Annotated in this window: 22 protein-coding genes and 1 pseudogene; 16 read left to right on the top strand and 7 right to left on the bottom strand. The window is 59.8% G+C overall.

Annotated features, from left to right (window positions below; genetic code table 11):
* Nucleotides 1-236: 236 nt before the first annotated feature.
* Nucleotides 237-1,583 (top strand): spinster family MFS transporter, encoded by a 1,347-nt coding sequence (locus F8N85_RS10750; RefSeq protein ID WP_150803603.1) that lies wholly within the window; start codon nt 237-239, stop codon nt 1,581-1,583.
* A gap of 190 nt (nt 1,584-1,773) precedes the next feature.
* On the opposite strand, the gene rapA is transcribed toward F8N85_RS10750, so the two are convergent.
* On the bottom strand, nt 1,774-4,620 hold the full coding sequence (gene rapA / locus F8N85_RS10745) for an RNA polymerase-associated protein RapA (protein ID WP_150803602.1): 2,847 nt from the start codon (nt 4,618-4,620) through the stop codon (nt 1,774-1,776).
* A 155-nt stretch (nt 4,621-4,775) separates the two neighbouring features.
* Between rapA and F8N85_RS10740 the strand changes: the two genes are divergently transcribed.
* From F8N85_RS10740 to ccoM, 3 genes are all read left to right on the top strand, one after another.
* Nucleotides 4,776-5,117 carry an aspartate-semialdehyde dehydrogenase gene (locus F8N85_RS10740; RefSeq protein WP_150803601.1) on the top strand — a complete coding sequence of 114 codons (342 nt, stop codon included), beginning with the start codon at nt 4,776-4,778 and terminating at the stop codon, nt 5,115-5,117.
* Nucleotides 5,118-5,282: 165 nt separating this feature from the next.
* Nucleotides 5,283-5,444, top strand: coding sequence for a hypothetical protein (locus F8N85_RS34530; RefSeq protein ID WP_007935839.1), 162 nt, complete (start codon nt 5,283-5,285; stop codon nt 5,442-5,444).
* Between the two features lie 143 nt (nt 5,445-5,587).
* Nucleotides 5,588-5,704: a cytochrome c oxidase subunit CcoM gene (gene ccoM / locus F8N85_RS35570; RefSeq protein ID WP_318183215.1), complete on the top strand. Its 117-nt coding sequence runs from the start codon at nt 5,588-5,590 to the stop codon at nt 5,702-5,704.
* Between the two features lie 180 nt (nt 5,705-5,884).
* On the opposite strand, the gene F8N85_RS10735 is transcribed toward ccoM, so the two are convergent.
* Together F8N85_RS10735 and F8N85_RS10730 are read right to left on the bottom strand one after the other, a co-directional pair.
* Nucleotides 5,885-7,360: an inorganic phosphate transporter gene (locus F8N85_RS10735; protein ID WP_150803600.1), complete on the bottom strand. Its 1,476-nt coding sequence runs from the start codon at nt 7,358-7,360 to the stop codon at nt 5,885-5,887.
* 378 nt (nt 7,361-7,738) lie between these two features.
* Complete coding sequence (locus F8N85_RS10730; protein WP_150641610.1) at nt 7,739-7,939, bottom strand: hypothetical protein; 201 nt, start codon at nt 7,937-7,939, stop codon at nt 7,739-7,741.
* A 211-nt stretch (nt 7,940-8,150) separates the two neighbouring features.
* Here F8N85_RS10730 and F8N85_RS10725 point away from each other — a divergent pair, with 211 nt between their 5' ends.
* The 12 genes and pseudogenes from F8N85_RS10725 to pcaC all read left to right on the top strand — a co-directional run bounded on the left by F8N85_RS10725 (nt 8,151) and on the right by pcaC (nt 18,386).
* Nucleotides 8,151-8,465, top strand: a complete 315-nt coding sequence (locus tag F8N85_RS10725) for a hypothetical protein (protein WP_150803599.1) — start codon at nt 8,151-8,153, stop codon at nt 8,463-8,465.
* Between the two features lie 186 nt (nt 8,466-8,651).
* Nucleotides 8,652-9,494, top strand: a complete 843-nt coding sequence (gene pcaR, locus F8N85_RS10720) for a pca regulon transcriptional regulator PcaR (protein WP_150803598.1) — start codon at nt 8,652-8,654, stop codon at nt 9,492-9,494.
* Nucleotides 9,495-9,597: 103 nt separating this feature from the next.
* Nucleotides 9,598-9,803, top strand: a pseudogene (locus tag F8N85_RS10715) (aromatic acid/H+ symport family MFS transporter); the annotation flags it as partial.
* A 146-nt stretch (nt 9,804-9,949) separates the two neighbouring features.
* Complete coding sequence (locus F8N85_RS10710) at nt 9,950-10,807, top strand: CoA transferase subunit A (RefSeq protein ID WP_150803597.1); 858 nt, start codon at nt 9,950-9,952, stop codon at nt 10,805-10,807.
* A complete protein-coding gene (locus tag F8N85_RS10705) occupies nt 10,804-11,586 on the top strand; it encodes a CoA-transferase subunit beta (protein ID WP_191636161.1) in 783 nt (260 codons plus the stop codon). The genes F8N85_RS10710 and F8N85_RS10705 overlap by 4 nt, the downstream gene beginning before the upstream one ends.
* On the top strand, nt 11,583-12,788 hold the full coding sequence (pcaF, locus tag F8N85_RS10700; protein WP_191636160.1) for a 3-oxoadipyl-CoA thiolase: 1,206 nt from the start codon (nt 11,583-11,585) through the stop codon (nt 12,786-12,788). Before F8N85_RS10705 ends, pcaF begins: the two co-directional genes overlap by 4 nt.
* A gap of 31 nt (nt 12,789-12,819) precedes the next feature.
* Entirely contained in the window at nt 12,820-13,524 is a 705-nt protein-coding gene (pcaH, locus tag F8N85_RS10695) for a protocatechuate 3,4-dioxygenase subunit beta (RefSeq protein WP_150803594.1), read from the top strand.
* A gap of 1 nt (nt 13,525) precedes the next feature.
* Nucleotides 13,526-14,092, top strand: coding sequence for a protocatechuate 3,4-dioxygenase subunit alpha (pcaG, locus tag F8N85_RS10690; protein WP_150803593.1), 567 nt, complete (start codon nt 13,526-13,528; stop codon nt 14,090-14,092).
* A 372-nt stretch (nt 14,093-14,464) separates the two neighbouring features.
* Nucleotides 14,465-15,760 (top strand): MFS family transporter, encoded by a 1,296-nt coding sequence (locus F8N85_RS10685; RefSeq protein ID WP_150803592.1) that lies wholly within the window; start codon nt 14,465-14,467, stop codon nt 15,758-15,760.
* Between the two features lie 49 nt (nt 15,761-15,809).
* Nucleotides 15,810-17,171: a 3-carboxy-cis,cis-muconate cycloisomerase gene (locus tag F8N85_RS10680; protein ID WP_150803591.1), complete on the top strand. Its 1,362-nt coding sequence runs from the start codon at nt 15,810-15,812 to the stop codon at nt 17,169-17,171.
* A gap of 11 nt (nt 17,172-17,182) precedes the next feature.
* The gene (gene pcaD / locus F8N85_RS10675) at nt 17,183-17,983 is read left to right on the top strand and encodes a 3-oxoadipate enol-lactonase (RefSeq protein WP_150803590.1); all 801 of its coding nucleotides are present in this window, start codon (nt 17,183-17,185) and stop codon (nt 17,981-17,983) included.
* A 10-nt stretch (nt 17,984-17,993) separates the two neighbouring features.
* Nucleotides 17,994-18,386, top strand: coding sequence for a 4-carboxymuconolactone decarboxylase (gene pcaC / locus F8N85_RS10670; protein ID WP_150803589.1), 393 nt, complete (start codon nt 17,994-17,996; stop codon nt 18,384-18,386).
* Nucleotides 18,387-18,532: 146 nt separating this feature from the next.
* Here pcaC and F8N85_RS10665 read toward each other — a convergent pair whose 3' ends face one another.
* The 4 genes from F8N85_RS10665 to F8N85_RS10650 form a co-directional block, all read right to left on the bottom strand.
* Nucleotides 18,533-19,795, bottom strand: coding sequence for an OprD family porin (locus tag F8N85_RS10665; protein ID WP_150803588.1), 1,263 nt, complete (start codon nt 19,793-19,795; stop codon nt 18,533-18,535).
* Nucleotides 19,796-20,129: 334 nt separating this feature from the next.
* On the bottom strand, nt 20,130-20,918 hold the full coding sequence (locus tag F8N85_RS10660; RefSeq protein ID WP_150803587.1) for an OmpA family protein: 789 nt from the start codon (nt 20,916-20,918) through the stop codon (nt 20,130-20,132).
* A gap of 56 nt (nt 20,919-20,974) precedes the next feature.
* Nucleotides 20,975-21,388: a DUF4398 domain-containing protein gene (locus F8N85_RS10655; protein WP_150803586.1), complete on the bottom strand. Its 414-nt coding sequence runs from the start codon at nt 21,386-21,388 to the stop codon at nt 20,975-20,977.
* 283 nt (nt 21,389-21,671) lie between these two features.
* Nucleotides 21,672-22,016: a pilin assembly protein gene (locus F8N85_RS10650; RefSeq protein ID WP_150803585.1), complete on the bottom strand. Its 345-nt coding sequence runs from the start codon at nt 22,014-22,016 to the stop codon at nt 21,672-21,674.
* Nucleotides 22,017-22,042 lie beyond the last annotated feature (26 nt).

Raw genomic sequence — 22,042 nt, 5'->3', positions numbered from 1 at the left:
ATGAGTGGTTGGAGTATAGAGGGCGTATGTGGACTGCAAACGGTGATGGCACATTAATGTCAATGATTTGGCAATGACCCCGAGTGCGCTTAGAACCAAAAGTGACTCAGCGCCCGCGCCGGTCTCCATGAGGGGTTATCAGCTTTACGAATTATTACAGACAGGCCGGACGGCTCTGACTAGATTGCTGATTCCGGGTGGCAGCCACGCCCCAATAACAATAAAAGAGACGGACTATGCAGAACTCGAACCAAGCGGCGAATGCCTGGCGCATTCTGTTCCTGCTGTTTCTGGCCAACCTGTTCAACTTTTTCGATCGCACCATTCCGGCCATCATCATTGAGCCGATCCGGATGGAATGGCACCTGAGTGACTTCCAGATCGGCATCATCGGCACCGCTTTTACCATTGTTTACGCCATCGCCGGGCTGCCGCTGGGGCGGATGGCCGACACCGGCTCTCGCAGCAAACTGATGGGCTGGGGCCTGGCGGCGTGGAGCGGGCTGACCGCGGTCAATGGCCTGGTGGGCAGCTTCTGGGGCTTTCTGCTGGTGCGCATGGGCGTAGGTATTGGCGAGGCCAGCTATGCACCGGCCGCCAACTCGCTGATCGGCGACCTGTTTCCAGCCCACCGACGGGCACGGGCCATGGGCATCTTCATGCTCGGGTTGCCGCTGGGCCTGCTGCTGGCGTTTTTTACCATTGGCGCGATGGTCCAGGCGTTCGACAGTTGGCGCGCCCCGTTTTTTATCGCTGCGGTACCGGGATTGCTGTTGGCGGTGTTCATGTTCTTTATCAAGGAGCCGAAGCGCGGCGCGGCGGAAACCGTCCAGATCTCCCAGGAGCGGGTCGATCGACCGATTCGCCGGGTGCTGGCGATCCCGACCTTCCTGTGGCTGGTGTTGGCGGGGCTGACCTTCAACTTCGCCACCTATGCCTGTAACTCTTTTCTGGTGCCGATGCTGCAGCGCTATTTCCTGATGCCCTTGCAGGAAGCGGCAGTGGCGACCGGGGTGATCGTTGGCGTGACCGGGCTGATCGGCTTGACCCTTGGCGGCTGGGTTGCCGACAAGATTCACCAGCGAGTGGCTAACGGTCGACTGCTGTTTGCCGCCGGCAGCCTGATCATTTCGACCCTGACCACCGCGTGGGCGTTGCATGCCGGGCGGATCGAGATCGGAGTGTTTGTCGCGGTGTTCAGCCTGGGCTGGTTGTTTGCCTACAACTTCTATACCTGCGTCTACACGGCGATTCAGGACGTGGTCGAGCCACGCTTGCGGGCCACCGCCATGGCGTTGTTCTTTGCCGGGCTGTATCTGTTGGGTGGTGGGATGGGGCCGATTGTGGTGGGTGCTCTGTCCGATCACTTCGCACATACCGCGATGCTTGCGGCCGGCGCCGAGCAGATGACTGAAGCATTCAAGGCCGTTGGCCTGCACGATGCGATGTACCTGATCCCGGTGGCGTTGTTCCTGACTATGCTGTTCCTGTTCCAGGCTTCGCGTTGTTTCGTTCGGGATGCGCAGCGGATGAAGGAAGGGCTGGTTGCTGTTGAGCCGGGGATTCCGGTGGTGACTGCTTAAGATCAAAAGATCGCAGCCTGCGGCAGCTCCTACAGTGATCCTGCACACCCGCGAAGTTGCGGGTGGACACAAATTCTGTAGGAGCTGCCGCAGGCTGCGATCTTGGCGATCTTCCTCACACTGATGGTTTTCAGTGGTAAGAAAAAAGGCCCGCATTGCGCGGGCCTTTTTTCTCAAGGGGGAGCGGCAATCAGCCCGCTACCAACACCCTTATCGCTTCCAGGCGCAAAGCCGCTTTGTCGAGCATGGCCAAGCCTTGCTCGCGTTGCTGGCGCAGGGCGATCAGCTCGCTGTCGCGCACGGTCGGGTTGACCGCTTGCAAGGCGGTCAGGCGCGCCAGTTCTTCGTCGGTGTCGGCGGCCAGGCGGCGTTGAGCTTCGGCCACCCGCTCGGCGTGGCGTGGGGCGATCTTCGCTTCGCCGGCGTTGATCTTCGGTGTCAACTGATCGCGCTGGGCCTGGATGAACTTGTTGGCGCTGGCCCGTGGCACGCTTTCGAGCTGGTCGTTCAAGGTCTCGAAGGAGACCCGGGTCGACAGGTCGTTGCCATTGGCATCGAGCAGGCAGCGCAGGGCGGCCGGTGGCAGATAACGACCCAGCTGCAGCGAGCGCGGGGCGACCACTTCACTGACGTAAAGCAATTCCAGCAACACGGTCCCGGGTTTGAGCGCCTTGTTCTTGATCAGTGCGACGGCGGTGTTGCCCATCGAACCAGACAGCACCAGGTCCATGCCACCCTGCACCATGGGGTGCTCCCAGGTGATGAACTGCATGTCTTCGCGAGACAGCGCCTGATTGCGATCGTAGGTGATGGTGACGCCTTCGTCGTCGCCCAGCGGGAAGCTGGCGTCGAGCATTTTTTCGCTCGGCTTGAGGATCAAGGCGTTTTCCGAGTGGTCTTCGCTGTCGATACCAAAGGCGTCAAACAGGGTTTCCATGTAGATCGGCAGGGCGAACTGATCGTCCTGTTCATGGATCGCCTCGACCAGCGCATCACCTTCGCCGGCACCGCCGGAGTTGAGTTCCAACAAGCGGTCACGACCGCTGTGCAGCTCGCTTTCCAGATGCTCACGGGCGCTGCGCGCTTCGTCGATCAGGGCTTGCCATTCACCGTCGTCGGCGCTTTCCAACAGCGGCAACAGGCGCGGGCCGAATTGATGTTGCAGGGCGTTGCCGGTCGGGCAGGTGTTGAGGAACGCATTCAGTGCCTCGTGGTACCACTGGAACAAGCGTTGTTGCGGGCTGGTTTCCAGGTACGGCACGTGCAGTTCGATAGTGTGTTTCTGACCGATCCGGTCCAGACGACCGATACGCTGTTCCAGCAGATCCGGGTGCGACGGCAGATCGAACAGCACCAGGTGGTGGGAGAACTGGAAGTTGCGGCCTTCACTGCCGATTTCCGAGCAGATCAGTACCTGGGCGCCAAACTCTTCATCCGCGAAGTAGGCAGCGGCGCGGTCACGCTCGAGGATATTCATGCCTTCATGGAAGACCGTGGCCGGGATACCCGAGCGCACGCGCAGGGCGTCCTCGAGGTCCATCGCGGTTTCGGCGTGGGCGCAGATCACCAGCACTTTGGTTCGCTTGAGCATCTTCAGCGTGTCGATCAGCCACTCGACGCGAGGGTCGAAGCGCCACCAGCGCTCTTCTTCGTTGGCGTCCGGCTGGGACTGGAAGCTGACTTCCGGGTACAGCTCGGCGTGATCGCCCAGCGGCAACTCGAGGTATTCATCCGGGCACGGCAGCGGGTACGGATGCAGCTTGCGCTCCGGGAAGCCTTGCACGGCGGCGCGAGTGTTGCGGAACAGCACGCGGCCGGTGCCGTGGCGGTCCAGCAGTTCACGCACCAGGCGCCCGCTGGCTTCAATGTCGCCATCGTTGACGGCGGTGAGCAGGGCTTCGCCTTCGTCGCCGAGGAAACCTTGAATGGTTTTATGCGCCGCCGGGGACAAACGCCCCTGGTCCAGCAGCTCCTGAACGGCTTCGGCCACCGGGCGATAGTTTTCGCTCTCGGCGCGGAACGCGTGCAGGTCATGGAAACGGTTCGGGTCGAGCAGGCGCAGTCGCGCGAAGTGGCTGTCCTGGCCCAGCTGTTCCGGGGTCGCGGTCAGCAGCAGCACGCCAGGAATCACTTCCGCAAGCTGCTCGACCAGTGCATATTCTGCGCTGACCTGATCTTCATGCCAGACCAGGTGGTGCGCTTCGTCGACTACCATCAGGTCCCAGCCGGCAGCGAACAGCGCGTCCTGGGCCTTCTCATCGTCCACCAGCCATTCCAGAGCGACCAGTGCAAGCTGGGTGTCTTCGAACGGGTTGGCGGCATCGCTTTCGATGAAGCGTTCCTCATCGAACAGGGCAACCTGCAGGTTGAAGCGCCGGCGCATTTCCACCAGCCACTGGTGCTGGAGGTTTTCCGGAACCAGGATCAGCACCCGATTGGCGCGACCGGAGAGCAGTTGGCGATGGATCACCAAGCCTGCTTCGATGGTCTTGCCCAGGCCCACTTCGTCAGCCAGCAGAACCCGGGGTGCTATCCGGTCGGCCACTTCGCGGGCGATGTGCAACTGGTGAGCGATAGGTTGCGCACGTACGCCACCCAGGCCCCAAAGCGAGGATTGCAGCTGACGGCTGGTGTGTTCGAGGGTGTGGTAACGCAGCGAGAACCACGCCAGCGGGTCGATCTGCCCGGCGAACAGCCGGTCGCTGGCCAGGCGGAACTGGATGAAGTTCGACAGTTGGGTTTCCGGCAGGGTAACCACGTCGTTCTGCCCGTTGAGCCCGTGGTAGACCAGCAGGCCGTCGACATCGTCGACCTCGCGCACGGTCAGTTTCCAGCCTTCGAAGTGAGTGATCGAGTCACCCGGCGAAAACCGCACACGAGTGAGGGGCGCATTCCGTAGCGCATACTGACGAGTGTCGCCAGTGGCCGGATAGAGCACGGTCAGCAAGCGACCGTCCTGTGCCAGAACGGTGCCTAAACCTAGCTCGGCTTCGCTGTCACTAATCCAGCGTTGCCCCGGTTGATACTGCTGCGCCATGCTGCCTGACTCCCGCCTTGAAAAAGCCGACTATATTAACGGATCGAGGCCTCCAGACCAAAGGGTTACGGTGATGAGCGGATCACAAGTTTGCGCCCGACGGCTCAAGTCGCCACCCTGGCAGCCGACAGCCTGCTGACAGGAGACTAATAATTATGCTGCCACCGATACTTCCCTTGAGTGTCGTGCCAATCACTTCTCAGCAGGATCCGGTCCGCTCCACTCCGGATATTCCGCCTGTAGTGCCGGTGCAACCGAGCTCCAATGAAAGCACCATCGACCTGCAAAAGCGCGATGCCGAACATTCGGCGATGTTGTTGCGTGAAGAGCAGCAACGCCAGCAGGAACGCAACAAACGTCGGCATCAAGCCGATGACGACCCGCAAGTGCACCTGGCCCTGCCCGGTGACGAGCTCAACGCGGACAACACCGTGCCCGTGGCGCCACTGATGGAAGATCAGCCGCGCCAGGGGTTGTGGGTGGATGTCGAAGTTTAGCGTCAGGCTCTTTATAGGTATCAAGGCGCAAAATGTTCGCTACCCACCGCGCTGACGACTGGTCAGCGTCGGGATCACGCCGCATTATGGGCAGACCCCGGCGTGCAGTGCGGTTGACTGCTGCGCCTGAATTCGACCGCAATCCCAGACGATGCAATCAACGCCATGAGCCAAGACGACAAGCTGATAGACCTCAATTCCGAACGTGCCAAGCGCGTGCATGATCTCAATGAAAAGCGCCTGAACGAAGTGCGCCAGGCTTTCGAGCAGGCCATGCCATTGGGAAAAGCAAAAAAAAAGCCGAAAAACAAACCGAAAAAACGTTGAATCCCCCTGCGTCCGTTGACGCAGGTCAGTTATTTCCCTTCTTTACTTCTTCTTTCGGGCGCTATTGATCCCGGTCAATTTTTATCGAAGCCGGATTGGTTAACTTAGCCCTATCGCAACAGGGCAAGAGCAGGAGGCCAGTCATGTTTTTCGACAACGTAGTGATCGCCGGAGTGTTGACAGTCGGCCTCATGGTGGCGTTTTTCGCAGGGTTTGGATTCTTTATCTGGAAAGATGCACATAAGAGCAAAAAGCCTTAAGTCTTTCCGGTACACGAGCACGCAAGGCATTTTGGGCGACTTCGGTCGCCTTTTTTTTTGCCTGCGCGCCGTAGGAGCTGCCGCAGGCTGCGATCTTTTCGGGGCTGAACACATTTCCAGCGGGCATAAAAAAAGGTGCGGTCCACGCGGATCGCACCTTTTTTAGCAACAGGCTGAGGATCAGCTGCCGAGGACTTTCGACGCCAGCCAGAACAAACCGGCCGACAGGCCCACCGTCGCCGGCAGGGTCAGGATCCAGGCCAGCAGGATGGTCTTCACGGTACCGCCTTGCAGGCCGCTTTTGTTTGCGACCATGGTACCGGCGACACCCGAGGACAGCACGTGGGTGGTGGATACCGGCAGGCTGAAGATGTTGGCCATGCCGATGGCGCAGGCGGTGGTGATCTGGGCCGACATGCCCTGAGCGTAGGTCATGCCTTGTTTGCCGATCTTCTCACCGATGGTCAGCACCACGCGCTTCCAGCCGACCATGGTGCCGAGACCCAGCGCCAGGGCTACAGCCAGAATTACCCAGAACGGCGCATATTCGGTCGTCGCGGTCAGGTCTTTGCGCAGCTTGTTCAGGTCATCCTTTTCACGGGCATCCAGGCCCGGCAGCTTGCCGACTTTCTTCGCCGTGTCATCCAGGCAGAGCAGGTAACGACGCACTTCGATACGGCTTTCCGCCGGCAGCGAGTGATAGTCCGCTACACCCTTGAGCGTGCCGAGGAGCGCGGAAATAGTCGGCTCGGTCTGTTGCGGATTGCAACGGAATTTCTCCGGCAGGTCACCTTTTACGCTTTTGCCCAGGGCCAGGAACTCACCGAGCGAGGCATTGTTGCGCTGATAAAACTGGCTCAGGTGCAAGGTCGCATCGCGGGTTCGTTCGATCTGGTAGGTGGTGCTGGTCAGGTCGAGCACGAACTGCGACGGGACTATACCGATCAATACCAGCATGATCAGGCCGATGCCTTTCTGGCCATCGTTGGAACCGTGCACGAAGCTCACCGCCATGGCGGAAACCACCAGTACCATGCGATTCCAGAACGGTGGATGCTTCTTGTCATCGATCTTGCGGCGCTGGTCCGGGGTCTTGTGCATCTTGGACAGCGGACGCCACCATTTAAGACCAACGAGCACCAGACCAGCGACCAGGAAGCCGGCCATCGGCGAGAACACCAGCGAGGCACCGATATCAATCGCCTTCTGCCAGTTGACACCATCGGCCAGCGGAATGTCGTTGATCAACGCATTCGCCAGGCCTACACCGAGGATCGAGCCGATCAAGGTGTGCGAGCTGGAGGCCGGGATACCGAAGTACCAGGTGCCCAGGTTCCAGGTGATGGCGGCAGCGAGCAACGAGAACACCATCGCCAGCCCGTGACCGGTGTTCACATTGATCAGCAGCTCTACCGGCAGCAGGTGGACGATTGCATAGGCCACGCCGACCCCGCCCAGTAATACACCGAGGAAGTTGAACACACCGGAAAAGAACACGGCCAGGTGGGGTGGCATGGCTTTGGTGTAGATAACAGTGGCCACCGCGTTAGCGGTGTCATGAAAGCCGTTGATGAACTCGAAGGCGAGGACAAAGGCCAGGGCGAGCAAGAGGCTCACAAGCACCCAAGCATCCAGTCCGCTGAATAAATCGATCATGAAGGTTTTCTGACCCGGTCGTAAGGGGGCGCGATTATGCCAGAAAACCTTAGTAATCGATGCACTACGTGCTCATCGGTAACATTCTTCAACGAATTAGTTTGTAACAGCCCCCCAGACCCCGGGGTTTTAGCCGGTCAGACAAGCTATTGATTTTATTGGTGATGATCGAGAGGTCAGGGTTTTTTTGGAAGTGCCGATGCGCTGAAATAGCCGTGGGAAATTTCAACGGGATAGGCCAGCCATGAACCATTTGCTTCATTCTGGTCGGGCTGAGGCGGCAGCCGCCCGCGTGTGGCGAGCGGAATAGGGGCGGCGATCCAGCCAGCTTCTATCTGGCAGGGAAGTGGCCAGCCCGAAGGATTCAAACCGGAGCGATCATGGCTCTTCGGCTTTGAGTTCCTTTTCCATTTTCTGCAGCTCTTGAGTAAAAGCCTGATCGAGAATGCTCGCGCGTTTGCGCCAAGGTTTGCGTTCCGGCTCGGGCTGGGCGGCGTAAGTGGTGATTTCGCCGCCGTAGACATCCTTGTAGCGTTGTTCCTGGCGCTCAAGTTCCGCGCGCAGTTCGTCTTTCGTCACAGTATTACCTAATTGAGTTGAGGTGAATTCTGGTGATACATCTTGCAGCATCGTTGTTTATCAAGATGGGGTCACAGGCCGGGTTATACAAGCCCTTGGCTTTTGACAGCGGTTCGATAGACAGCATCCTTGTTGCAAGCGCTCACGGCACCAGAGAGGAACAACTGCCGTGCAACAGTTTTCGTGTGCAAGCGCTTTGGCTGAATGTTGAATGAACGCCAAGCGGTTGCTGCAGGGAGCACCGCTGGAACAGGCCCCCCTGGGTGATTGGATCCGAAGGTATAAAGAAACCCCGATCATCACAAGGATCATTATAGCGGTCGATTTGAATAACACTATCACCAAGAAGTTAAAACTCGTCAACTTTGTGCAGAAGTTTTGTTACGGATGTTTTACGTTGCATAGTGCGTTTTTTCTCCTGGGTCAGTTTTGCTCGGTATTTTCAGCCGGGATTAATGCGCACAAAGTTGTGGGGGGTAAGCCGCCGCTCTCCGGGCGCAGGTCGACTCGTCCCGGCAAAGTGTGAACGCTTGTATGTCTGCTACGTTATGCAATGACTCCGAGGGGTAGAAAATCCATCCCGCGAAAGAAGGGCGCCAATTGCGATTATCGATTAATGGTTCGATAATCGCCCAACTCGGCTGCCCGAAGCTTGCGTATCTGCTGTGCAGCAGCCTGTAATAGATGTCGATCTGTGGGCATAGGACCTGAAATGAACGATCAACTGCGCAATTCTTTCGCTTCAGTGGCCCCGCCGATCGTCGCCTCGCCGGCCAAGCGGATCCAGGCATTGACCGGTGATCCGGATTTCATGACCTCCCTGGCGCGCGGTCTGGCGGTGGTGCAGGCCTTTCAGGAGCGCAAGCGCCATCTGACCATCGCCCAGATCAGCCACCGCACGGAGATTCCTCGGGCGGCGGTGCGCCGTTGCCTGCATACGCTGATCAAGCTGGGTTATGCGACCACCGATGGGCGTACCTATTCGTTGTTGCCCAAGGTGCTGACCCTGGGCCATGCCTATCTGTCCTCGACGCCGCTGGCGGTTTCGGCCCAGCCTTATCTGGATCGAATGAGTGAACACCTTCACGAGGCTTGCAACATGGCCACGCTGGAGGGCGATGACATTCTATATATAGCCCGCTCCGCGACCACCCAGCGCCTTATCTCGGTCGATCTGTCAGTGGGCGGACGTCTGCCAGCCTATTGCACCTCCATGGGGCGGATCCTGCTGGCGGCCCTGGATGATGCCTCGCTCCATGAATACCTCGACCACGCGGAGCTGCAAGCCAAGACCAGTCGCACCTTGCACACCCCCGAAGCACTGCTCGAATGCCTGCAACAGGTCCGTCAGCAAGGTTGGTGCATCGTCGATCAGGAGCTCGAGCAGGGCCTGCGTTCCATCGCCGTACCGGTGTACGACGCCTCGGGGCAGGTGCTGGCGGCGTTGAATGTCAGCACCCATGCGGGGCGCGTCAGCCGCAATGAGCTTGAGCAGCGCTTTCTCCCGGAGCTGCTGAGCGCCAGTCGCGATCTGAGTGGGCAGTTGTTTGCCTAGGGTTGGTTGCGAGCTGATGCTCGCTCAAACCTCAGCAAACCCTAAGCTGTTCGATAACCGCACAGATACACCTTTGCTCAATTGACGCTGTTTCCCGTGCGTCATTAATGTTGCTGCAGCCTCATCCGACGCTGTGGGACACCTCAAATCCTTTATCAATGCCCAACCACTGTCCCGCTATCAGTGGCGGGTGGTGATCCTGTGTTTTCTGATTGTTTTCCTCGACGGCCTGGATACCGCGGCCATGGGTTCATTGCGCCGGCGTTATCGCAGGATTGGGGGATCGATCGGGGCAACGCAGAACCGTTAGCCTGACAACAATCTGTTCGATAAACGAACACTTAGTCGATTATCGGATTGTTTGACGATTTTTAGAGGCTTAATCTTCAGTCATCCGGCGCTGCTCATCGCGCCTTATCTTCCACATCGGTTTACTGAATTCGGGAGTCCACTCCATGGCTGAAATACTTTCGCTGCATGACGCGGTGAAGCAGTTCGTCAACGACGGCGATACCGTCGCGCTCGAAGGCTTCACTCACCTGATCCCGACAGCGGCGGGTCATGAAATCATTCGCCAGGGCAAGAAAGACCTGACCCTGGTGCGGATGACGCCTGACCTGGTCTACGACCAACTGATCGGCGCCGGTTGTGCTCGCAAGTTGATTTTCTCCTGGGGCGGCAACCCGGGTGTGGGCTCGCTGCACCGTCTGCGTGACGCAGTCGAGAAGCAATGGCCGCATGCGCTGGAGATCGAAGAACACAGTCACGCCGACCTGGCCAATGCCTACGTGGCGGGTGCCTCTGGCTTGCCCTTCGCGGTATTGCGCGCCTACGCCGGTTCCGACCTGCCGAAGGTCAATCCCTTGATCAAAAGCGTGACCTGCCCATTCACCGGTGAAGTACTGGCAGCGGTGCCTTCGGTGCGCCCGGATATCACCGTTATCCACGCCCAGAAAGCCGACCGTAAAGGCAACGTGTTGCTCTGGGGCATCCTCGGCGTGCAGAAAGAAGCGGCCCTGGCGGCCAAACGCTGCATCGTCACCGTCGAAGAAATCGTCGACGACCTGAAGGCGCCGATGAACGCCTGCGTGTTGCCGACCTGGGCCCTGAGCGCGGTCTGCCATGTGCCAGGTGGTGCGCATCCGTCCTACGCCCACGGTTACACCGAGCGTGACAACCGTTTCTACCAGGCCTGGGATGCGATTGCCCGCGACCGTGAAACCTTCACCGCCTGGATCAACGAATACATCCACGGCAGTGCTGACTTCAGTGAATTCCAGGCCAAGTTGGCCCGCGCTTCGGAGGCCAAATAATGACTTACTCCACCAATGAAATGATGACCGTCGCCGCCGCCCGCCGGTTGAAGAACGGTTCGGTATGCTTCGTCGGTATCGGCCTGCCTTCCAAGGCCGCCAACCTGGCACGGCTGACCTCTTCGCCGGACGTGGTGCTGATCTACGAATCCGGTCCGATTGGCGCCAAGCCGACTGTACTGCCGCTGTCGATCGGTGACGGTGAACTGGCCGAAACCGCTGATACTGTCGTGCCAACCGGTGAGATTTTTCGCTACTGGCTGCAGGGCGGGCGCATCGACGTCGGCTTCCTCGGTGCTGCGCAGGTCGACCGCTTCGGCAACATCAACACCACCGTGGTCGGCGACTATCACCAGCCCAAAGTCCGCCTGCCCGGTGCCGGTGGCGCGCCGGAGATCGCCGGTTCGGCGAAAAGCGTGCTGATCATCCTCAAGCAGTCGGCGCGCTCGTTTGTCGACAAGCTCGACTTCATTACCTCGGTCGGCCATGGCGAAGGCGGTGATTCGCGTAAACGTCTCGGCCTGCCAGGCGCTGGGCCAGTGGGGATCATCACCGATCTGTGCATCATGGAGCCGGAAGCCGACAGCCACGAATTCGTGGTCACCGCGCTGCACCCGGGCGTGACCCGCGAACAGGTGATTGCCGCCACCGGTTGGGCCGTGCGCTTCGCCGATCAGGTCGAGCACAGCGCTGAACCGACTGAAGTTGAGCTCACCGCTTTGCGTGATCTCGAAGCACGCACTGCGGCGGCCCACGGCCAAGCACCGGGAGAAGCCTGATGCGCGAAGTCTTTATCTGTGACGCGATCCGTACCCCCATTGGCCGTTTCGGCGGCGGCCTGGCGGCCGTCCGTGCCGATGATCTGGCCGCCGTGCCGATCAAGGCGCTGATGGAGCGCAATCCTTCGGTGGACTGGAACGCGGTGGACGAGGTGTTCTTCGGCTGCGCCAACCAGGCCGGCGAAGACAACCGCAACGTTGCGCGCATGGCCTTGTTGCTGGCCGGCTTGCCCGAGAGCATTCCCGGCGTGACCCTCAACCGTCTCTGCGCTTCGGGCATGGACGCCATCGGCACCGCGTTCCGGGCGATCGCCAGCGGCGAGATGGAGCTGACGATTGCCGGCGGCGTCGAATCGATGTCCCGTGCGCCGTTTGTCATGGGCAAGGCTGACGCAGCGTACTCGCGCAACATGAAACTGGAAGACACCACCATCGGCTGGCGTTTTATCAACCCGCTGATGAAGGCCCAATACGGCGTCGATGCGATGCCGCAGACCGCCGACAACGTCGCCGATGACTTCCGGGTTTCCCGCGCCGATCAGGACGCTTTCGCCTTGCGCAGTCAGCAACGGACCGCAGCCGCGCAAGCCGCCGGATTCTTCGCTGAAGAAATCGTCCCGGTGCGGATTGCCCATAAAAAGGGCGAAAGTGTGGTTGAGCAGGACGAGCACCCGCGCGCCGACACAACCCTGGAAACCCTGAGCAAGCTCAAGCCGGTGAATGGCCCGGACAAGACCGTCACCGCCGGCAACGCCTCGGGTGTCAATGATGGTGCCGCCGCGTTGATCCTGGCCTCGGCCGAAGCCGTGAAGAAACATGGCCTGACCGCCCGCGCCCGGGTGTTGGGCATGGCCAGTGCCGGTGTCGCGCCACGGGTCATGGGTATTGGCCCGGTGCCCGCGGTGCGTAAATTGACTGAGCGTCTGGGGTTGGCTGTCAGCGATTTCGACGTGATTGAGCTCAACGAAGCCTTCGCCAGCCAGGGCTTGGCGGTGCTGCGTGAACTGGGTCTGGCCGATGACGCCGCGCAGGTCAACCCGAACGGCGGCGCCATTGCCCTGGGTCACCCATTGGGCATGAGTGGTGCGCGGCTGGTGTTGACTGCGTTGCATCATCTGGAAAAGACCGGCGGCAAGAAAGGCCTGGCGACCATGTGTGTCGGCGTCGGCCAGGGCCTGGCGTTGGCTATCGAACGCGTTTGACGCGTTCGTTAACAAGAAAGAGGAGTGTTCCATGACTGACAAGCCTGGTTACCGCCGCCCCCAAGCAGGGACCCAGCCGGAGTATCTGCACCCGGCCTACAAATCCACCAACAGCCGCTCGCCGTCCAAGCCTTTGGTGTTTTTGCCTCATTCGTTGTCGGAAATTACCGGCCCGACCATAGGAGCCGAGTGCCTGCAGGATCAGGACAACGACCTGACCGCCCAGCATCGGGGCGAACCACTGGGTGAACGGATCATCATTCACGGCCGCGTGCTGGATGAAGACGGTCTGCCGGTGCCGGGGATTCTGGTAGAGATCTGGCAGGCTAACGCCGCCGGTCGCTACAACCATGACCGCGACCTGCACGATGCGCCGCTGGACCCGAACTTCACCGGTACCGGTCGCACGGTCACCGACGCGGATGGCGGGTACCAGTTCCAGACCATCAAGCCCGGTGCCTACCCGTGGGGCAACCACCACAACGCCTGGCGCCCGGCGCATATCCATTTTTCGCTGTTCGGCCCGAGCATCCTCACGCGCCTGGTGACCCAGATGTATTTCCCCGGGGATCCGTTGCTGGCCTACGACCCGATCTACAACTGCGTACCCGATACCAGCGCCAAAGAACGCTTGATCGCCAGCTTCGACCTGGAAAAAACCATCCCGTCCTATGCCCTCGGCTATCGCTGGGACATCGTTTTGCGTGGCCGCGAAGCCACGCCGATGGAGAAATAAGATGACGCTGACTGCGACCACTTCACACACCGTCGGCCCGTACTACCACATCGGCCTGACCTGGCTGAACCGTGAAGACCTGACCCAGCCCGAGACCCTCGGCGAGCGCGTGGCAATCACTGGGCAGGTCGTCGATGGCAATGGCGATTTCGTCAATGATGCGATGCTGGAAGTCTGGCAAGCCAACGCTGCCGGCAAGTATCGGCATGTGGAAGACGATCAGGACAAACCCCTGGACCCGAACTTCGAAGGCTTTGGCCGGGTGCCGGTGGATGCCGAAGGGCGATTCCGTTTCACCACCATCAAGCCAGGCACCGTACCGGGCCTCAATGGTACGACCCAGGCACCACATCTGGTGGTGCTGGTGTTCGCTCGCGGGCTGGTCAAGCACTTGCTGACGCGCATTTACTTCGACGGCGAACCGGCCAATGTTGCCGACCCGCTGCTCGAATGTGTACCGGCGGAGCGCCGCGGCACGCTGCTGGCCAAGGCGGATGCGTCAGGCATTTATCAGTGGAATGTGGTCCTGCAGGGCACGGATGCCGAGACGGTGTTTTTCGATTACTGAGTTCACTTGGGGAGGGGGTCATGTAGGAGCGAGCTTGCTCGCGATGGACGTTAACGATAACGCGTGGTTTCTGAATAAACGCGTCGCCCTTGAGTCCATCGCGAGCAAGCTCGCTCCTACAAGTACAGCGGTGCTCTTGTGGCAGCGGACTTTCTGTGGCGAGGGGGCTTGCCCCCGCTGGGGCGCGAAGCGGCCCTAAAATCGGTCATCGCGGTTTTTCAGACAGAACGCATTAGCCGGTTTTACGACCGCTTCGCGGTCCAGCGGGAGCAAGCTCCCTCGCCACATTGATCTGCTGTGTTCCCAGGAGATGGAACGGGACTGTTACTAAATGTGTCTAGACTCTGACAGTCCCCAAAGAGTGAAAAACCCATGACTACAACCACCAGCTATTACACCGGCGAAGAGCGCAGTAAACGAATCTTCGCGATTGTCGGTGCCTCGTCCGGCAACCTGGTCGAATGGTTCGACTTTTACGTCTATGCCTTCTGCGCGATCTATTTTGCTCCGGCATTTTTCCCCTCCGACAACCCCACGGTGCAACTGGTTAACACCGCCGGGGTGTTCGCCGCGGGGTTTTTGATGCGCCCCATTGGTGGCTGGCTGTTCGGCCGGGTGGCCGACAAGCACGGGCGCAAGAACTCCATGATGATTTCGGTGCTGATGATGTGTGCCGGCTCACTGCTGATCGCCTGCTTGCCGACTTACAAGGACATCGGCGTCTGGGCGCCGATCCTGCTGCTGGTGGCCCGCCTGATTCAGGGCGTGTCGGTGGGCGGTGAATACGGCACCACCGCGACCTACATGAGTGAAATCGCGCTCAAGGGCCAGCGCGGTTTCTTCGCCTCGTTCCAGTACGTGACATTGATCGGCGGCCAACTGCTGGCGGTGTCGTTGGTGGTGATCCTGCAACAATTCCTTACTGAGGACGATCTGCGTGCCTGGGGCTGGCGGATTCCGTTCGTGGTCGGTGCTGCCGCGGCAGTGATTTCGCTGTTCCTGCGTCGTTCGCTGGAAGAGACCACCAGCAAGGAAATGCGCGAAGACAAGGATGCCGGCAGCATTACCGCGTTGTTCAAGAACCACACCGCTGCATTTATTACCGTGCTCGGCTTCACCGCCGGTGGTTCGTTGATTTTCTACACCTTCACCACCTATATGCAGAAGTACCTGGTGAACACCGCCGGGATGCCTGCCAAGACCGCCAGTTACATCATGACCGGCGCGCTGTTCCTTTATATGTGCATGCAACCATTTTTCGGCATGCTGGCGGACAGGATCGGCCGGCGTAATTCGATGCTTTGGTTCGGTGCCCTCGGGACGCTGTTCACCGTACCGATCCTGCTGACCTTGAAGTCTGTGACCAATCCGTTCCTGGCGTTTGGGCTGATCACCCTGGTACTGGCGATCATAAGTTTTTACACCTCGATCAGTGGTCTGGTGAAAGCCGAAATGTTCCCGCCGCAAGTCCGTGCGCTGGGGGTGGGCCTGGCCTACGCAGTGGCAAACGCGATCTTCGGCGGTTCGGCCGAGTACGTGGCCTTGAGCTTGAAATCGGTAAGTATGGAAAACTCCTTCTACTGGTACGTGACGGTGATGATGGCGATCGCTTTCCTGTTCAGCCTGCGTCTGCCAAAAAAGGCGGCGTATCTGGAAGACGATCTTTGAGCTGTCGGCGCGCGCCTGAGTCGGGCGCGTGCCGCGTAAGGAACCCCCTATGCAACGACCGAGTAATCAATTGTTCGACACCTACTTCACTGCCCGTGATATGCGTGAAGTGTTTTGCGATCAGGGCCGGGTCCAGGCGATGCTCGATTTCGAAGCGGCGCTGGCTCGGGCCGAGGCGCGAGTCGGGTTGATCCCGCAGACTGCGGTCGCGCCGATCGAAGCGGCATGCCGGGCAGAACACTACGACTTCTTCGTGCTCGGCGAGGCGATTGCCATTGCGGGCAATTCGGCGATCCCGCTGGTCAAGGCACTCGGCAAACAGATCGCCAGCCAAGACGTCGAAGCCGAACGTTATGTGCATCTGGGCGCCACCAGTCAGGACGTGATGGACACTGGTCTGGTGCTGCAACTGCGTAGCGCCTTGCTGCTGATCGAGGCTCAACTGGAGCGCCTTGGCGAGATCCTGGCCATCCAGGCGCAACGCTATGTGGCCACGCCGTTGGCCGGACGCACCTGGCTGCAACACGCGACACCCGTGACCCTGGGCATGAAAATCGCCGGTTGGCTGGGGGCCGTGACCCGCAGCCGCCAACGCCTGCAGGAACTCAAACCGCGTCTGCTGGTGCTGCAATTCGGCGGCGCTTCGGGGACCCTCGCGGCCCTCGGTGAACAAGCCATGCCGATTGCCGTGGCACTGGCGCAGGAACTGCAACTCGCGCTCCCGGAACAGCCTTGGCACACCCAACGCGATCGACTGGTGGAGTTCGGCTCAGTGCTGGGCCTGATTGCCGGTAGCCTGGGCAAGCTCGGTCGCGACATCAGCCTGCTGATGCAGACCGAGGCCGCTGAGGTGTTCGAGCCCGCGGCACCGGGCAAGGGCGGATCGTCGACCATGCCGCACAAACGTAACCCGGTGGGCGCCGCGGTGCTGATCGGCGCCGCGACCCGAGTGCCGGGCTTGCTGGCGACCCTGTTCAGCGCGATGCCCCAGGAGCACGAGCGCAGCCTGGGTCTGTGGCATGCCGAATGGGAAACCCTGCCGGACATTTGCTGCCTGGTTTCCGGTGCCTTGCAGCAAGCCTTGCTGGTGACTGAAGGACTGGAAGTCGACGTCGAGCGCATGGCGAAGAACCTCGACCTGACTCAGGGGCTGGTGCTGGCCGAAGCGGTGAGCATCGTCCTCGCCCAACGGGTCGGCCGCGATGCGGCGCATCATCTGCTCGAACACTGCTGCAAGCGCGCGGTCGCCGAGCAGCGGCATTTGCGTGCGGTACTCGGCGATGAGCCGCAAGTGACCACCTACTTATCGGCCGATGAACTCGATCATCTGCTGGACCCTGCCCATTACCTCGGTCAGGCCCATACCTGGGTCGAGCGAGCCGTGGCTGAACATTTTGCCTTGAACGCATGAAGGAGACTGCTGTGGGATTCGTACAACTCACCGATGGTGAACTGAACTATCAACTCGACGGCCCGGAAGATGCACCGGTGCTGGTACTGTCCAACTCGCTGGGCACCGATCTGCACATGTGGGACCTGCAGATTCCGGCCTTTGCCGAGCATTTGCGGGTGTTGCGTTTCGATACTCGCGGCCATGGTCGTTCGCTGGTGACCCCGGGGCCGTACAGCATCGAGCAATTGGGCCAGGATGTGCTGGCGTTGCTGGATGCCTTGCATATCGAGCGCGCACATTTCTGCGGCTTGTCCATGGGCGGGCTGATCGGCCAGTGGCTGGGGATCAATGCTGGCGAGCGCCTGCGCAAGCTGGTGGTGTGCAACACCGCGGCGAAAATCGGTGATCCTTCGGTATGGAATCCACGGATCGAAACCGTGTTGCGTGATGGTCCGGCAGCTATGGTTGCACTGCGCGATGCGTCGATTGCCCGCTGGTTCACCGCGGACTTTGCCGAGGCCAATCCGCAGCAGGCCAAGCAGATCACCGACATGCTCGCCGCCACCTCGCCGCAAGGCTATGCCGCCAACTGCGCGGCGGTGCGTGATGCCGATTTCCGCGAGCAGTTGTCCTCGATCCAGGTGCCGACACTGGTGATTTGCGGCACTGAAGATGCGGTCACGCCACCGGCGGGCGGGCACTTTATTCAAGAGCACGTGCAGGGCGCCGAATACGCCGAGTTCTATGCCGCGCACCTGTCGAACGTCCAGGCCGGTGCTGCGTTCAGTGACCGGGTGTTGGCCTTCCTGTTAGCTGAACAGCGCGTTTGAGGAGCTGACCGTGGACGAGAAACAGCGTTATGACGAAGGTCTGCAGGTGCGTCGCGCGGTCCTCGGCGATGCCCATGTCGACCGCAGCCTCAATGCTCTGACCGAGTTCAACTCGGAGTTCCAGGAAATGATCACCCGTCACGCCTGGGGTGATATCTGGACCCGCCCGGGCCTGCCTCGTCACACCCGCAGCCTGATCACCATCGCCATGCTGATTGGCATGAACCGCAACGAAGAACTCAAGCTGCATCTGCGCGCCGCCGCCAGCAACGGCGTGACCCGTGCCGAGATCAAGGAAGTGCTGATGCAGAGCGCGATCTACTGCGGCATTCCGGCAGCCAACGCGACCTTCCACCTGGCGGAGTCGGTGTGGGATGAGCTGGGGGTTGAGTCGCGGGAGTAATCGGGCGGCAATCTCTTGGTGCCTCCAAAAGATCGCAGCCTGCGGCAGCTCCTACAGGATTTGCGTACACCGTTTGGTCAACGGTGTATGCGGTCAGTGTAGGAGCTGCCGCAGGCTGCGATCTTGTCCGCGAAGCTGTTTGTGACTTACAGCAAACTGATCGGGTAGCTGACGATCACCCGGTTCTCGTCGAACTCATTGTTGCTGTAGTCGCGGCGGATGCTTGAGTTGCGCCATTTGAGATTGAGGTTTTTCAGCGTGCCGCTTTGCACGGTGTAGGCCAGTTCGGTCTCACGTCCCCATTCCTTGCCGTCGGTGATGGTTCCGGTATGCACATTGTCGCCGCTGATGTAGCGGTTCATCAGGGTCAGGCCGGGCACGCCCATGGCGACGAAGTTGTAGTCATGGCGCAGTTGCCAGGATTTCTCCCGGGCGTTGTCATAGCTTGAGTTGTAGCTGTCGTTGGCCAGGGTGCCGCCGCTGGTGCCATTGACCCGCATCCAGGGGCTGTCGCCGCTGACCTTCTGCAGGCCGACATAGAAGGTGTTACCGCCGTACCTGGCCGAGAACAGCCCGGACCAGGTCTTGTTGTCCAGATCGCCGGCCCGCGCGCTGCCGTCCTCCTTGCCATAGAAGAACCCCAGATTGGCACCCAGGGTCCAGTCGCCCAAGGGCTGCGTGTGGGTCAGGTTGAGGTATTGCTGGCTGTAGATGTCCTGGAGTTCGGCGTTCCACAGACCGATCTGGGTGCGCTTTTCATTGAAGGCGTATTCGGCGCCTTCAAAGTTGAAACGGTCGGAAGTGAATCCGGCTTTACCGGTCATCGACATGTCGCTCATGCTGCTGTCGTCACGCGGGCTGTTGGCGCGGAACTGGCCGCCGTAGAGCGTCAGACCGTCGATTTCCTTTGAGGTGATCTGGCCACCACGAAAGGTCTGTGGCAACGAACGCCCATCGTCCGAACGCAGGATCGGTAACATCGGCATCCATTCGCCGACTTTCAACTCGGTCTGGGACAGCTTCGCCTTGAAGGCCACGCCCAGGCGGCCGAAGTTATCCGCCGGGCGACCGTCGTGATCCAGCGGCAGCAACTGAGTACCGCCGGTACCGCGTCCACCGTTGAGTTTCAACGAGTACAGGCCGAGCACGTCCACGCCGACACCCACCGTACCCTGAGTGAACCCGGACCTGGCATCCAGGATGAAACTCTGGGTCCATTCCTCGGCCTTGCCCTGGGTCTTGGTCGGGTTGGTGAAGTTGCGGTTGAGGTAGAAATTGCGCAGGTTCAGGTTGACCTTGGCGCCTTCGAGAAAGCCGGACTCCTCAGCCATGACCGGCAATGCCGTGCTCGTCAGTGCAATGAACATCACGGCGGGCGCAGTAGCTGAGTAAGAAGTGAATGGCTTCATGGGGATCGGGCTCTCTAATTGTCAGGGATGAAGCAGGGCGCTGCCGCGACGTCGGGTCGCAGACAAAAAAATTGAACGTGGCAGGAAGATCGGGCCGGATCAGCCGGAGCGGGCAGGGCGCGCAGTCATGGGGTCGAACCTGTTGTTATTGGTTGTTGTCGGTGCGAGGGAATGGTGCGTTGGAGGGGCGGAGCGGTTCAATTGGCCATGGCGGGTTTTGGGCGGTAATCGAACGGAAGAGGGGTGATGTTCAGACATAAAAAATCCGGAGCCCTTATCGGACTCCGGATGATCTGTTGCTCAAGGATTTACTCTAGAGACAGGTCTGAACCCATCAGTTGGAGCTGATCGCCGAGCGTGGAATGACCGGCTGGTTGTCGTTGGAAATGGTGACTTCCACACGACGATTCATCGCGCGGCCCGAAACGCTAGCGTTTTCGGCAACCGGATACTCCTTGCCATAACCCTGGGCGACGATGCGCGCGGGGTCTACGCCCATTTTCACCAGGGCCATGCGTACCGAGCCGGCGCGGCGCTCGGACAGCGACTGGTTGTAGGCCTCTGAACCGGTGGCGTCGGTGTAGCCTTCGACTATCACTTTACGGTCGGGGTTTTCCGAGAGGAATTGCGCCAGTTTGTTGATGTTGACCAGGCCGCTGGACTTCAGGTCCGCCTTGTTGGTAGCGAACAGCACATCACCGAAAGTGACCAGGGTGCCGCGATCGGTCTGCTTGGCGTTGAGGCTGGCTTGCAACTGCTTGATCTGCGCGTCGCGGGCATCCAGACGCGCCTGAGCGCGCTGGGCCGCGGAGTTTTTCAGGTTGGTTTCAGCGGCGCGCAGGTTGATGGTCTGTTTGGCTACCTCCACTCGTTGATTGGTCAGGTAGGCGAGTTGGTCGACTTTCGCCTCGTCTTCCTTGTTCTGGTAAGCCTGGTCGGCCTTGTCCAGCCAGTCGCTGGCGTCTTTGGTTTCCAGGGCGGCAATCTTGCTGGCTTGCGGGTTGGCTTGCAGCGCCGAGTAGTTGGTCCGGGCTTGCTCAAGATTCACGTTGGGTTGTGAAGAGCAGGCAGCCAGGCCAACACTCAGGGCCAGAAGGGCAGGGATCATCAGTTGCTTACGCATAATAGTTCGTCCTTTTCATCTATTAAGGGTGCAGGTTTTACGAGGTCGCGCGGTGCTTACTGCACACTGCGCATGCCTTCTTGGCGTAGTTCCTGAACACCTTTCTCGGAGTCCTTGAGGGCTTGCTCGGCTTTGCTGGCCTGGGCTTTACGTTCGGCTACGCGAGCATCCCATTCGGCCTGTTCGGCCAGACGCTTGGCTTCATCGTATTTTTTGTCGTGCATGGCCAGTTCAGCCTGTTTGAGCTTGTCCTGGGCCGACTTCATCTCCACGGCGGCGAACTCGGTGCCGCCGGCACTGACTGCGCTGTTGACCGCAGATTGCGTTACGGCGTACTGCTCGGTCGGTGGATTACCGGCACAACCGGCGAGCACCAGGCTGCTACCCAGTGCCAGTGCGGAGAGTTTGAGCCCACGCAGATAGCTGAACGAGGATTTGCCAGTACTGATTTTCATAGTCTTCAACTCCATTGGATAACTCCTGAAAAGCTTCAAATTCCATCCTGGTACTGGACCCGTCACGTCGATTCGGCGGCTTGGCCAAGGGCGCTTTTTAAACGGCCGTTCCAGTCATGGCCTACTGGCTGTGACCCGAGGCTTTTTTGAATAGTTCAGAGAAGATGGCTAATTGCTTGAAAAAACTTTGACCGGACGGACAAGGCTCTAAACCGGTATTTTTGCCACGGGCAGGGGTATTCCTGGCCCGGAACGGGCTCAGGAATACACATTTTTCTGCAGGAAAGAGGAGGGCTAATCAGTGTTTTTGCTTGTCGGTCTGAGCGGACAAATCGTGCAGGTGGCGCCGTGATAAGGCCAGATAACGGGGGGTAGGGCCAACGTCTTCGTAGAGCGGATCACCTTCTTCGTCGGTGGCGACTACCTGGGATCCCTTGACATAGGGAAAGCTCGCTTCGAGCTCTTCCAGCGCGGCACCGATCAGTTCGCCGAGCAGTTCTTCGGGATGCCGTTTGGGGTACATCTCGGCTATCGCTGCCAGGCGTGCAGCGGCTTCTACGTCCAGGCGGATCGTATAGCCGGTCTTGGTCAAGCGGCCTTTGGCATTTTCTTCCCAATGTTGGGCGAGCTCACGGATTTTCATGGCTACCTCTAATCACCTGCTCGTGG

Origin of the sequence: Pseudomonas fluorescens, from assembly GCF_902497875.1 — a bacterium.
Lineage (GTDB): Bacteria > Pseudomonadota > Gammaproteobacteria > Pseudomonadales > Pseudomonadaceae > Aquipseudomonas > Aquipseudomonas fluorescens_BR.
The sequence above is the reverse complement of the archived record's forward strand: the minus strand, read 5'-3'. Positions and strand labels throughout refer to the sequence as shown.